Here is a 12,462-nt window from a genome sequence, read left to right as displayed (position 1 = left end):
CCTCTTCTCTTTAATTAAATGTTATCCGCCTTAATCACCGGAGGAGAAATGATTGGAATTTCCTCCCCATATTGCTGGATTTCGTGCTCGTTCACTAGCAGCGGCTCGTAAAAATCAAGGTGCCAAGCCGCTAAGACGAGCCGATTCATGAATCGCTGCAGCCGATTCCCCTTGTACTGATAAACGCTGCCGTTCTTATGCTTGATCAGTTTGCCTTCTTGCTCCCAAGATTCCGTGGATGGAAAATACACAGTCCTCATTCGCCCAACGGCTTCCTCCGCAGCCATGCGATCCCCGAGCGGCCAGCAGCGGAGATCAACCTGTGAAACCCGTACAGCCTGAATTCCGACGGCTCCATGAATCGGATGCCTGATTCCGTTCTCAATCCAATAGATTACCGAGTCTGCCCCTGTAACGAAGACACACGTCGGATACATATCAACGGTCCGCAGCTTCATGTCCCGGTTCAAGCTCCGCTGCCACTTCAGGGACAACATCTCATGAGGATCTTCCCACTTGCTGGAGTAGAAAGTAAGATTATTCGCATACACTTGTTCGAATCTGGAATTTAACGTCTTCATGCTGACGCTGCCATAATGGTGAATAAACGTATCCTTGGCGATAATGAGCTGCATTCCAAGAAGACGGGCACGCAGCCCATAATCGTCATCTTCACAGTTGCCGATCTCAAAGCCCTCGTCAAAAAAACCCAATCGGTAAAAATCATCGCGCCGAATCAACATGCAAAAACCTGTCAAGCGTTCTGTAACGGTCCAGCTGTGCGCATTAGAGTGATTGTATGATTTGGAGAATTGCTGCATCTCCGCGATATCGTGGTAGCTGACATGAATAAGCTGATCTCCGCTGATATAATTTGTCACCGGACCGACAATCCCGAACTGCGGGTCGCTGTGCAGACAGACGAGCAAATTCGAGAGCCAGTTGGTCGTTACAACGGAATCATTATTTAAGATCATCAACGTTGTTCCTTTTGCCATCATCAGTCCCTGGTTTACAGCCCCTGCAAAGCCTAAATTTTCTTCATTGATTCGAAAGCGGAGCCTTTGGGAAGATTTGAGGAATTCCGCAGTTCCGTCATCGGATGCATTATCAATAATAATGAGTTCATACGGCATGTCGGTATATCGAGCGATACTTTCAATGCATTCTTTTAAATAAGGAAGCTGATTATAGGTCGGTATGATGATACTTGTACCCTCAAAAACATTCCTGAATTGGGATATTCCCATATGCCGCCCCCGGCTGTATCCATCCTTGTAGCCTGATTGGAAGCCTTTGTTAAACCCGTCATTGTAACCGTCCGTTTTATGGTGGCTGATGCGGTTCATAAGGTTGCTTCCCCGCTTGCCAAGGAATCAGCCAGATGCCCGAAATCGACAGCGACCTTTCCGAGTTCGGAGGCAATTCGCTCTGTAATGATAACAGCCGGAATGCCGGCGCCCACCAGCGCGATGTCGAATGGATGCCCTCGAATTTCCTCCATGATTCTGGGAATATCGTGGATGCCTTCCACGGGAGCGACCGTGCCTGCCACCTCGATTCCGCGGCCTGACAGCACCCGTGAAAGACCGGGAGCGGAATTGCCCACCACGAGAACTCGACGTCCTGCAAGGATCCCTCCCAGTAAACCTTCCAAATGCAATGCATAGTTGACCGTCGATAACGTTAGTTGCAACTTTCGATAATCAATGCCATGGGCTCTAAAAACAGAAAAGCCCAGAGGTTGAAAGTTTGGCAATCTTAGTTTGGGAATGCCAACGATATCGGCCTTTCTCACGGAGGCTGCCAACATATCTCTTGCTTTTAGATCAGGTAAACGAACACCGGCATAACTTAAAAAATGTCCTTCTTTACGCACTTCATTCATGTTCAAAACCAACTCCTGCGCAAGCGTAAGCAGTTCCCCATCCCCTAAGCGGATAACGGACAACGGGGAGCTTGAATCCAAAGCTTCGTTAAGCCTCCTTGCAACCTCCGCCGCGCTTAGAAGACGATAATACCGAGAACTCATTTGCTCCATACCGGCTTCGATAATCTGGCGAACCGTAATTTCAGGAAGAATCTCTAGCTCCGGGAGTATCGAGTCCACGATCCCTTCTCCTCCTTCATATAATCCCTTCGCGTACTCCTCTCCCGAGCTTGGTTTTGCCATCGTTTCGGGTTCCGAATGCTGCGACCTCATCATCGCCTGGTCGTAGCCGGCATCAAAGCCTTCATTAAACGAAGCTGCCGCTTGCTCCAGCAATTTCTGGGTGCAGTCGCTTGGCGTTTGGCCTTTGTTTCTCTGGAGAATAACTTTTCGCTTATGTCGCCTCTTTACCGGCCTGTGTCTTCTTTTCTCTAAGTGCTGCCGTATGATGATCACCCCGTCTTACGCACAATATATTCTTAGGAATTCATTAGGAAACGGGTATAACAATCCAATTTGGCTTGACTCAAGGAAAAATGGTACGAAGCATCGTACTCAATCGTTTATGGTAGGTATGATCCTTTCTCGTTCTCATCAAGCCGTTTAACGCAATTCGCTGTCTCTCTTCCTCATGACGCAAGTAATAGTCGATTTTATCCATCAGTTCATCATAAGAGCCGTAGGTTTCTATTTCCGTTCCAGGGGAATATAACTGATCCATATCGTGGCGGATATCCGATAACTGAAGCGTGCCGCAGCCGGATATTTCAAACGTGCGGGGATTGACGGAAAGCGCCTTTACCTTTCTGCTGTTGGCGTTGATTGTATCGTCATCGGATGAACGGTGATGGTTGATGACGATCTTGGCTCCATTGTAGTACGTTGCCGTGTCCTCCGGCGTCATCCAATCGCCGAGCTTAATCTTGTCGGACAGCTGGGCGTAATGTTTCATCCGGTCCCACCACCATCCGGAAATGACGACTTTTTTATTTTTCAATATCGGGGCCAGATGATCCATTAACTCCACTCTGTTCCAATAGGCCGTTCCGATAAAACAAATATCGGTCTGATTGGAGGTCGGCACATGCTTCGGATAAAATACGTTCGGATTGACTGCAAAAGGCAAGTGATACACATGCTGACAACCTAAATCGCGATAAAATGATACGCAGTTGGATTCAAGCGTAAAGATATAATCGTAACGGGGAGCGATCGAAACCGTCCAGTCCGTATAGTACGGGTCATCCGTAAACCAAATGGCCGTTTTAAATCCGCTATCCCGGAGCGCTTTGAGCGTATCGGCTTCCAAAACGACACCGTTTAAAGCAAGTACTAGGTCCGGCTGGAATTTCTTAGCCAAAAGGACGATATCTTCGGAAGGGCTCGCAACCGAGAGACTTCGAACCAGTCCCTTTAATGCGTCAGTCACCGCCTGATCCAGCGCAGGATACGGGACGCCAATGCCTGCAGTGACGTAAAGAATACGGAGATCGCGGACCTGCTCCTCTTCCTTGGGTAAGGACCTTATTACCGCATCGGAAAAACCGAGCCTGTATCCCTCTCTCCGTCCCACTGAATAACCTTCTCTGTATCCTTCCGACTGGGCGGATTGCTCTCCCCCCTGAAGCAGCAAATGCTTATTCATTGTTCTCATGCGGTCAGGCCTCCGGATTTATTCATTCCCGAAATAGGGTTCACCACAATCGGCCGCTGGCTTGGTACAAGGACTGGAAGGTTCCGGCGTCCGTCCACCATCCGTCTAATATGTCATAGGTAAGCTGCCCCTTCGATGCGTACACATTGTTCACGTCGGTAATTTCCAATTCGCCTCGTGCCGATGGTTTTATGGTGCTGATCGTTTCAAACACCGTCGAATCATACATATAAATACCGGTTACGCAATAATCGGATTTAGGCTCCTCCGGCTTCTCTTCGATCATGACGATGTTGTCTTTCTCCAAGACGGGAACACCGTATCTCTTCGGATCAAGAACTTTCTTCAGAAGTACGCGCGCTCCAGCGGCCTGTTTTTCAAAAGCTTGCACAAAGGTGATTAGATGATCCTCAAACAGATTATCGCCAAGAAGCACAACGAACTTTTCGCCAGGTGTTATGAACGGTTCGGCAAGGTATAATGCTTGGGCAATCCCCCCGGCTTCTTCCTGGATTTTAAATGTGACGCTTACTCCCCATTCTTTTCCGCTGCCGATCAGGTCTGTATACAGACCAGCCGATTGCTTGCCGATCACGATGAGAATTTCCTCGATGCCCGCTTTTTTGAATTTCTCAATTCCGTGACATATCATCGGAACCTTCCCGACAGGCAGCAGATGTTTATTTATGACTTTGGTCAGTGGATAAAGCCGGGTACCCGTACCTCCTGCCAGAATGACGCCCTTCATATAATCCTTCCTTTCGCAAAATAGATGATTATACATAGATCGTTGGATCGACGCCCCATTTATCCATGAATTTTTGTTTGTTTGTATCGATAAGATGCTTCACTTGACTCATGTCCTGCTTGGCAAAGCTGGCACTCCCATGATGAAAAACGAAAACATCGCCCGCGATCCTGAACGTATATCCCGCATTCCTGGCCCGGTAACAATAGTCATCGTCTTCAAAATGACCTGGTGAATAACGTTCGTCCAGCAGACCGATGCGATCCATCAATTCCCGTTTAAACAGGAAACATAAGCCTACGATTCGATCCACTTGAAGCCACTTACTGGCATCCGGCTCATTCAGCTGGTTCGACATCTCTTCTAAACTGGTATAAGGCATATCGATCTGTTGTTTCCCGCTTGCATAGTTGGTAAGCGGCCCGACGATCCCGATATTGGTTTCGCTGTTCAAACAATTCAACATATTCTGCAACCAGTTGCGGGTGACGATGACATCATTATTCAGCAGGAGCAGCGTATCGCCGGTTGCAATTTTCAACCCCTTGTTGCATGCAGCTGGAAAGCCAATGTTGTTTGCCAATGAAATGAAGGTAATCCCCTCCTGACGGCAGATGTCAACGGTACCGTCCGAGGAACCATTATCAACAACGATGATCTCGTAAGGCTCATTCGTATGGCGTTTAATCGAATAAATGCAATCCTTTAGCAGCTCCCTGCCATTGAAAGTCGGAATAATGATGCTTGTTTTTTTCATAGCTACCACCTTCTAAACCTTGGTTAGCTGCCTTTGTCTAATCTGATCCATAAAAGATAGCCGCGGCCCCTTTATGTCGAATACCGTTTTGAGAGCTTCGATGTGGTCTCCGATGATCAAATCGGAAACTGCATTTTGTTGTCCGACATTTCGAGCTCGGAGCCGATTTTTTGTAATGACGTCTACACTGGCCGGTGCATTTATTTTCAAACCCTTTTCAAGGGCGATGACTTGCGCTTTCGGTGGGACAGATAAATTGGCGTATCCGATGATTTGGGCAGCTTCCTTCCTCATCGCGTGAGGTACCGCGGTAAGGGAATTGGCTTCGAGATCCGCCCTGCCCATGGATCGGTTAATAAACTCCTTCACTATGGTTACGTAGTCTCTGTTGGTAAACATCCCGATCCATGGAGAAATATCATTTAAGGCAATATCGCTACCCTGTTCAATGGCATCAATGAAAGGTACGAGATGCTCTGCTAATATCGGAACATCTCCATCAAGGAACAGCAGAATTTCAGAATCGGCTAACTTCGCCCCGACCGCTCTGCCAACATCGTGTCCCAAAGCTTGTTGGTAGTGTACAATGATGGCTTTCGATTGGTTTCGGATCATTTCAAAGCTTTCATCGGTGGATCCGTTCACCACAAAAATGATTTCATGAAGCGGCAGCCGATGAAGCTGCTCCAGCAATTTTATAATCGTGTCTTTCTCGTTCATCACCAAGACGATCGCCGCTACCCTTTTGTCCGTCGGCAGAAGAACGGCATTTCCTAGATATATTCCGGAATGCTTACTGTGTCCTTCCACAAATTTAGACGCCGCTGCGTGGTAAACCGTCCATGGCAGTGGTTTGACTGAATGGTACCAGCGATTCCAGCTCTCGTTCACTTTGATATGGGGGGGTGTATCCGCCGTTGTTGAAGCTTCATGGGCCGCTTGCTGATAACCGGCAGCATAAGCTCTCTCTTTCCAATTGTCGACCGCTTCGTTTGAAATCCGACGATTCTTGAAAATAAGAGCCCCCAATTTATGACCGCTCCGTTTTCTCTTGGTTCTTGCTCTTTTATTTATGGGTTTCATTGCTCTCCTAAAAGAATTTGAGGCGGGTATCATACCTCGTCTCCGCTTTCTTCGCACCATCTCATCACCACACGCTTTCTCTTTTTCGTGCGAGATCTGATCGATTTCCCCGCATGCCGGATTGAGAGATTAACCAATTTATTGCCTCCAAATGGTCCCCCACAATCAGGGTTTCAAGGGGATCATTCCCTCTGGTTCTACCCCTCCTGGGATTTCTTTTTCCTACATCCACGTAATGAATCCCCCGTACCTTCAAGCCATTATAAATGGCCATTGCTTGAGCTTTCGGAGGAACGGCCAAATTGTCGATACCAATCAGATTAACCGCTTTTCGGCTCATTGCATGTGGAATGGTTGTAAGTGAAGCTCCTTTCAAATCGGGATTGGATACCAAAATGTTTAACGTATGCTTAGCGAGGATAACGCTGTGAACGTGATGCTTATCGGTCGGACCCAAATACTTGTTCAAAGCCACGTCCACCCCCTCTTCTACGGCTTTTGTCAAAGGGGTCATATCACTTGCTTGGATTACGATGTCTGCATCGGTAAACAGCAAGATGTCTCCTCTAGCCGCTGCAGCGCCGATACTTCGTCCCACGTCATGACCGAGCGGAAACGGCAGGTGGATCACCCTTGCTCCGATGCTCTGAGCAATTTCCGCCGTACCGTCCGTTGAACCATTGGCAACAACGATAACCTCTGTGTTGGCGTGCACTTGGCTGGCTTGCCGAATGACTGCCGCAATGGTCTTCGCTTCGTTCATGGCAGGAATGATGACGGATACCTTCGGAAACTCGGCATTTATGATCGGGGACAAGGATCCTCTCCTTTTTTTTCTGTTAACGGGACTCGCAGGACTTCGTTTCGACATGTTTCTCACCTGCCAAGTTGGGATTAAGAACACTTCCTCCTCATTTTATGTATAGGTTTATTTACTGTAACGGCGTTCGTACCTTACACGAAATAAAATTGGGTTGAGCGGATGGACCAATAAACATACCAACTCTATCGAAATTGAATAAACTAGAACATCAAAAAGGAAGGAAGTGAAGACCTATCAGAACATTCAGGGCATCATTATTAGGAAGAAACGAGGTACCACCTGTAAGAACGATAGCCTTCGGAAATACGGTTTTTCGGGTCAACAGAACAGGTACCCAACTTCGGTTCAGACTTGTGGTCAATAATATTAGCCGTATTACCCAAGCTCATATTCATCTCGGAAGAGTCGGAGAAAACGGTCCCATTGTCGCCTTCCTGTTCGGACCATCAAAATTCGGTATCACCGTAAGACGGGGAGTCGTTCAGGGAGTATTGACGAATCAGGATTTGATCGGTCCTCTGCAAGGCAGAACGATTCGAGATCTGATCCGTGAATTCGAGCGTGGCAATGCCTATGTGAATGTTCATACGATCCAAAATCCGGATGGTGAAATTCGCGGGCAGGTCCGCCGATAAAATCACATCATCATATTTGTATATACGTTTTATGAAGAAAACCCTCCACTGTGCATAGTGCGGAGGGTTTTACACTTGGTCGGCTTTGGCAGCGGGAACATAGGTTTTCATCTATCTGTTCTTCCAACCTCTTAAAAAATGTGCGTTTCAACTCATCCATCTGCCTTTACATTACTCTCTCCCATTGCATTAACTGTTACTAGATTAAGAATACAAACCTTAATCAATTCTATATAAGGAGGTAGACGTGATGGCCATTATTTCGGTCTTCCCTTCACCTACAGGGACGCCAATTGCAACTGCGGTAGCTTCAGCTGTCGCTGGTGATGTCGTATTGGTTAATGATGGAACGTATCCAGAGCCGGCGGTGACTGTAGCGACTTCCAACGTAAAAGTTATAGCTAAAAATGAAGGTGCGGCGATACGCCAAGGACTCAACGCTGCGGCAAGTGCGTTCATTGTCACGGCAGCTACGGGGGTTGAAATTAACGGATTCTCCATTCAAAACTACACGGCCGATGCGATTGATGTTACCGCTGGTACCAATCACCGCATTATTGGCAATACCATCAACAACACGCTTGGTATTGGCATTGATTTAGCTGCCGGTACCGGACATGTAGCCTGGAGAAACAGTGTTCAAGACGCGGGCGGCGCTGCAGGAATCAACGTAGCAAGCACCGACAGCTGGATCGTACAGAATGTATTCTTCAGCAATACAAGTGTGGGTATTTTGTTGGCCGGCGCCAATAATGCGGCTATTGGTAATACTGTCTCTCAAAACGGCACAATCGGCATCTCGAGCACCGCAGCGAACAATCTGTTATTCGGCAACACGGTCACGCAAAACGGAACAAGCGGAATCACCGTTGCAGCAGCAAACAACGTACTGATACGCAACAACGTGGAAAATAATACAGGGATCGGCGTTTCGATCACAACCGGCGATAACGGATATCTTGGAGCCAACGATTCCGATGGTAACACTCAAACCGGTATCGCAATCGCCACAGACTTTAACAGTGTGGAATTCAACGAGATGGAGCTCAATCAGAATTTCGGACTCCTCATTTCCGGCGATGAAAACACCGCATTCGGAAACCGGTTCACCGGCAACACGCCAACTCAAATCTCCGTAACAGGTACGGACAATAACTTGTTCTAAATTCACTGTTTCAAATATGGCTTTTACGCTTGCTCTCCTCGTGAGGGCAAGCACTATTTTTCAACTGAGTTACCCGCAAGGGCATCCCGTAAACATCATGGTTTGGAGGTCATTTGATGAGAAAAATTCTTGTGGTCGGCTCAGAGGAAACCGCATCGTACCAAATCATTCTTCTCCCCCCTCTCCGTTATTTGGAAGGACAAGGATACTGCAGGTTCAAGATCCTTCCACATAAACAAGTAACCCGTTCTATCATTTCTTCATATGATATTATTTTGTTTTTGAGAAGCATTGAGCCTGCAGCGCTCCAATGTTTAGAATGGGCACACCGTGAAGGAAAGAAGACCGTATACGTCATTGACGACCATTTTCTCGCGATTCCTCAAACCACACGTCTTGGCCAAATTTACTCAAAACCCGCTTATAAAGAAACCTATACTTACTTTCTAAAAAACGTACACACAGTCAAAGTAGAATCACCCGTCTTTCGCGATCTGATTAAGATGCATTTCACTCCTAAAGTGGTCTATTTTCCAGGAAGCATTGATGTTTCCTATACACAATTGTCCAACAGTCCGAAAAAGGAAGATCGACTCGTGATCGGATATGAAGGTGCCAAAAAGGAAAGTTCTTTCCGCCCGGTTATTCCTGCATTGCAGCGCATACTTAAGGAATACGGAGATTTTGTTAGACTGGAGTTCTACGGGTACTGTCCTGAAGAATTGAAGGGGCATCCTAATATCTCCCATCGGAAACATAATGAAGATTACAGCAAGTTCATGCAGCAGCTGTATCGGGCCAATTGGGATATCGGTCTTGCACCCATGGATGATGGTCTGTTCTACCACTGCAAAAGCAATGTGAAGTTCCGCGACTATGCTGCCTGCCGCATTCCCGGCATTTATTCATTATCCCCCATATACCGAGATTGCGTATTCCACAAAAAAACGGGTTATTTTGTTCCTCAAACAGAGCAGGGCTGGTATGTCGGGATTCGAGAAATGATCGAGAATCCCAAACTTCGAAAAAAAATTTCACAAAAGGCCGCAAAGGCCGTGGCCAAGAACTTTACGATCAACCAGTGTGCGAAAAATTGGAAGTCTCTTTTTCAAGGCCTGCTCGACGTACCATAGAACCTGTAATAGATGATGACCTATTATTTGGAATGGAGAGTGATAGCATGCCTACTCTTCAAGAGGCAGCGTTAGTTCTTAACCAGTATTATGACATCAAAAAGCCGAAAATCGAATGGATTCAGAACGAGCCGGATAAGGCAGTGTGGAAGGTAATCGATAACAAAGAAACCTATATCCTTAAGTCGGATTACAGATCAAGTAAAAGCTTCACCCCTTCTATCACTCTACAATACGCACTATCCCAACAAGGGTTGAAGGTTCCTGAGGTTATCGCCACGAATCAACGGAAACTATGTACGAAGCAAGGTGAGCATCGTTATTATTTGTCTAAATATATCTCTGGAGGTCCTGCATCGATAATTGACCGCGTAAAGGTCATTGGGGATTTTCATCAACACGCTACATGGCCAAGTTCACTCACATCCAATCAAAAACCGAGCGCCTTGAAGAATGGAATTAACAGATGGATATCTGAATATCAATTAAAATTAAAAGATTTGATGAAATGGAAAAACCAGTACTCCTTGCCGTATATTCAACCCTGTATACAATTAGCTGAGAAATGTATAAAAGTTTCTTCCCGAAGAGCGCCCCTCCTCGCGGATCATCTCACATCCGTAAACAATAAAAGATGGCTTGTACATGGGGATTTAACCCATTTGAACGTAATAAAAACGCCATCAGGAGATTTATGGATCATTGATCTGGAGCATTCAAGAATTGACTCTCCCATCAAGGATATCCGTTATTTATTGCCGAGGGTCGTGTTGTCTTCTTATTATAAAGAGTATTTTGCGAGATTTCCTGAAGGGACGTCCTTTAAAGAACTCTATTATATAGACGCGATTTTTCCTCACAGCCTCCACTTCTACCTCGGCGGATCGATCAGGCAAGGGAAACTTCCGCTGAAGAGTTCTCAGGTACAAAAGATCGTATCGGACGAACTAGCGAAGGATGACATGATAAGCAAGCTGTTAGGCGGCAGTAAATAAGGGAAAACAGAAGGGGCCGTTGTACGACAACAGCCCCTAAGTTACATATTAGCGTTTCAATCTTTTCATAACCGGCTTCTTGTGGTGCTTGCTCCAATTAAAAAATTCATTATTACGGATATTGCCATTGATCGCCGTAAAAGGAACCTTGTTCTTCCAGGCCACGTAATTAAAACTGATTTGGTCTCTTTTACTATAACTTATAATTTGTCTCCACCAAGTGGTCATTGCCCCCATAACGACAGGATCATTATGGCGTCTTAGGATCACGCCGGACTCAATCAGTCCGTTATCCCTCGGATATCCCGCATTCTTATACAAGGCTACTTGCTTTAATATGACTTCCTTGTTATCCTTCCCCAAGGCAATGCAAGCCTCAGCTTCTTTATAAATACAATTCCGATGTGAATGTTTGTAGAACACGAGCGGTGAGGCTCTATATGTTTCAATAAACCGATCGATATCTCCGACAATTCTGATATTCCCGTCAACCCAAACACTGTGTTTGTAGGTCGGAAATAATAAATGTGGCATAACTTTTACCCATCTAGCTTGACGGGCCGAATCAGCGAATATTTTATCTAACTTAATCATTTTCCAGGTTCCGGACTTTAATTTCGGATTATCCGTAAAACAATAGTAATCACAATGCTTGCTCATTTGTAAAGGATCCTGCAGCTTATCGTAATTGCCGGTTATCGCTGTGTATACTACGTTTTTTCGTTGATTACTTGTGATGATTTGTCGTCTGCACGCTAAGAGCCACTTTAATTTTGCCCTTGTTTCTCTGAGCGATTGATGCACGGCCATTTTTTGTACCGATCGTTGAACCCTTTCCTCGCCATGCTTGCGATAGAGAGCAGCTTTTCCATTCTGCACTAATTTCTTTCTTCTATCGGTTCCGAAACTTGCCGACTTTTGATGATAGATATAACAATGGGTGGCAACCTTTAATTTAAAGTTGGCAGCCCGGGCGCGAAGACAATAATCATCTTCTTCCCCGTAACCTACCGGAAAGTTCTTCTCATCAAAATATCCGATTTTGTCTAACACTTCCTTCTTGATCATTAAACAAAAGCCGTTTAAAAACATGACTCTCGGAAAAATCTTATCCGAGGCTTGATAGACAATCTCGGCCATTTGTTCGATCGTCAAGTCGGGCTCCAATCCATTACGGCTCCAGTCCCTATGGGGAATGGATTGCCAGCTGGCTGCATTTGACAGCGGACCGACGATACCGATCCTGCGGTCGGATTCCATGGTTTCCGTCAGCCTTTCCAACCACTGACCGGTTACGATCGTATCGCTGTTGAGGAGGACGCAGTATCGTGATGTTGACTCCTTTAATCCTTGATTCGCAGAAGCCGTATAGCCTTGCGGCTTATCGTGTCGAATTAATCTATGGTGAAATTGTCGTGTGTACTGTTCCAGATAGCGCTTTGTGGTTTGATCGCTTCCATCATCTATGATAATTAAATTAATTTTTTGCGTCGTATTGTTTTGAATGGAGTTCAAGCATTGTTTTACCGCATTCAAACC

At 46.1% G+C, this 12,462-nt stretch carries 12 protein-coding genes; 4 read left to right on the top strand and 8 right to left on the bottom strand.

What is annotated here, in order from left to right:
- Nucleotides 1-14: 14 nt before the first annotated feature.
- From M1D70_RS07135 to M1D70_RS07105, 7 genes are all read right to left on the bottom strand, one after another.
- Nucleotides 15-1,349, bottom strand: coding sequence for a glycosyltransferase family 2 protein (locus tag M1D70_RS07135; protein WP_456289532.1), 1,335 nt, complete (start codon nt 1,347-1,349; stop codon nt 15-17).
- On the bottom strand, nt 1,346-2,266 hold the full coding sequence (locus M1D70_RS07130) for a GT-D fold domain-containing protein (protein ID WP_456289531.1): 921 nt from the start codon (nt 2,264-2,266) through the stop codon (nt 1,346-1,348). Before M1D70_RS07130 ends, M1D70_RS07135 begins: the two co-directional genes overlap by 4 nt.
- Before the next feature lie 190 nt (nt 2,267-2,456).
- Nucleotides 2,457-3,584: a CgeB family protein gene (locus M1D70_RS07125; protein ID WP_456289530.1), complete on the bottom strand. Its 1,128-nt coding sequence runs from the start codon at nt 3,582-3,584 to the stop codon at nt 2,457-2,459.
- Between the two features lie 40 nt (nt 3,585-3,624).
- Nucleotides 3,625-4,332 (bottom strand): sugar phosphate nucleotidyltransferase, encoded by a 708-nt coding sequence (locus M1D70_RS07120; protein ID WP_456289529.1) that lies wholly within the window; start codon nt 4,330-4,332, stop codon nt 3,625-3,627.
- 28 nt (nt 4,333-4,360) lie between these two features.
- Entirely contained in the window at nt 4,361-5,089 is a 729-nt protein-coding gene (locus M1D70_RS07115) for a glycosyltransferase family 2 protein (protein ID WP_009591572.1), read from the bottom strand.
- Nucleotides 5,090-5,101: 12 nt separating this feature from the next.
- Nucleotides 5,102-6,205 carry a glycosyltransferase family A protein gene (locus M1D70_RS07110; protein ID WP_456289528.1) on the bottom strand — a complete coding sequence of 368 codons (1,104 nt, stop codon included), beginning with the start codon at nt 6,203-6,205 and terminating at the stop codon, nt 5,102-5,104.
- Nucleotides 6,206-6,236: 31 nt separating this feature from the next.
- Nucleotides 6,237-7,043: a glycosyltransferase family 2 protein gene (locus M1D70_RS07105; protein ID WP_456289527.1), complete on the bottom strand. Its 807-nt coding sequence runs from the start codon at nt 7,041-7,043 to the stop codon at nt 6,237-6,239.
- A 185-nt stretch (nt 7,044-7,228) separates the two neighbouring features.
- Between M1D70_RS07105 and M1D70_RS07100 the strand changes: the two genes are divergently transcribed.
- The 4 genes from M1D70_RS07100 to M1D70_RS07085 all read left to right on the top strand — a co-directional run bounded on the left by M1D70_RS07100 (nt 7,229) and on the right by M1D70_RS07085 (nt 10,923).
- Entirely contained in the window at nt 7,229-7,630 is a 402-nt protein-coding gene (locus M1D70_RS07100; protein ID WP_456290401.1) for a CHRD domain-containing protein, read from the top strand.
- 250 nt (nt 7,631-7,880) lie between these two features.
- Entirely contained in the window at nt 7,881-8,795 is a 915-nt protein-coding gene (locus tag M1D70_RS07095; RefSeq protein WP_009591692.1) for a right-handed parallel beta-helix repeat-containing protein, read from the top strand.
- A 116-nt stretch (nt 8,796-8,911) separates the two neighbouring features.
- Complete coding sequence (locus M1D70_RS07090) at nt 8,912-9,928, top strand: hypothetical protein (protein WP_456289526.1); 1,017 nt, start codon at nt 8,912-8,914, stop codon at nt 9,926-9,928.
- Nucleotides 9,929-9,960: 32 nt separating this feature from the next.
- Nucleotides 9,961-10,923: a phosphotransferase gene (locus M1D70_RS07085; protein ID WP_456289525.1), complete on the top strand. Its 963-nt coding sequence runs from the start codon at nt 9,961-9,963 to the stop codon at nt 10,921-10,923.
- 48 nt (nt 10,924-10,971) lie between these two features.
- Here M1D70_RS07085 and M1D70_RS07080 read toward each other — a convergent pair whose 3' ends face one another.
- Nucleotides 10,972-12,459 (bottom strand): glycosyltransferase domain-containing protein, encoded by a 1,488-nt coding sequence (locus M1D70_RS07080; RefSeq protein WP_456289524.1) that lies wholly within the window; start codon nt 12,457-12,459, stop codon nt 10,972-10,974.
- Nucleotides 12,460-12,462: the final 3 nt, after the last annotated feature.

The sequence above is a fragment of the Paenibacillus sp. AK002 genome (assembly GCF_053903045.1).
This window is presented reverse-complemented; position numbering and strand designations above follow the sequence as displayed.

Bases quoted from the DNA above. Each gene is read 5' to 3' on its own strand.
- M1D70_RS07135 (WP_456289532.1), bottom strand. From the start codon at position 1,349: ATGAACCGCATCAGCCACCATAAAACGGACGGTTACAATGACGGGTTT.
- M1D70_RS07125 (WP_456289530.1), bottom strand. From the start codon at position 3,584: ATGAGAACAATGAATAAGCATTTGCTGCTTCAGGGGGGAGAGCAATCC.
- M1D70_RS07120 (WP_456289529.1), bottom strand. From the start codon at position 4,332: ATGAAGGGCGTCATTCTGGCAGGAGGTACGGGTACCCGGCTTTATCCA.
- M1D70_RS07115 (WP_009591572.1), bottom strand. From the start codon at position 5,089: ATGAAAAAAACAAGCATCATTATTCCGACTTTCAATGGCAGGGAGCTG.
- M1D70_RS07110 (WP_456289528.1), bottom strand. From the start codon at position 6,205: ATGATACCCGCCTCAAATTCTTTTAGGAGAGCAATGAAACCCATAAAT.
- M1D70_RS07105 (WP_456289527.1), bottom strand. From the start codon at position 7,043: ATGTCGAAACGAAGTCCTGCGAGTCCCGTTAACAGAAAAAAAAGGAGA.
- M1D70_RS07095 (WP_009591692.1), top strand. From the start codon at position 7,881: ATGGCCATTATTTCGGTCTTCCCTTCACCTACAGGGACGCCAATTGCA.
- M1D70_RS07090 (WP_456289526.1), top strand. From the start codon at position 8,912: ATGAGAAAAATTCTTGTGGTCGGCTCAGAGGAAACCGCATCGTACCAA.
- M1D70_RS07085 (WP_456289525.1), top strand. From the start codon at position 9,961: ATGGAGAGTGATAGCATGCCTACTCTTCAAGAGGCAGCGTTAGTTCTT.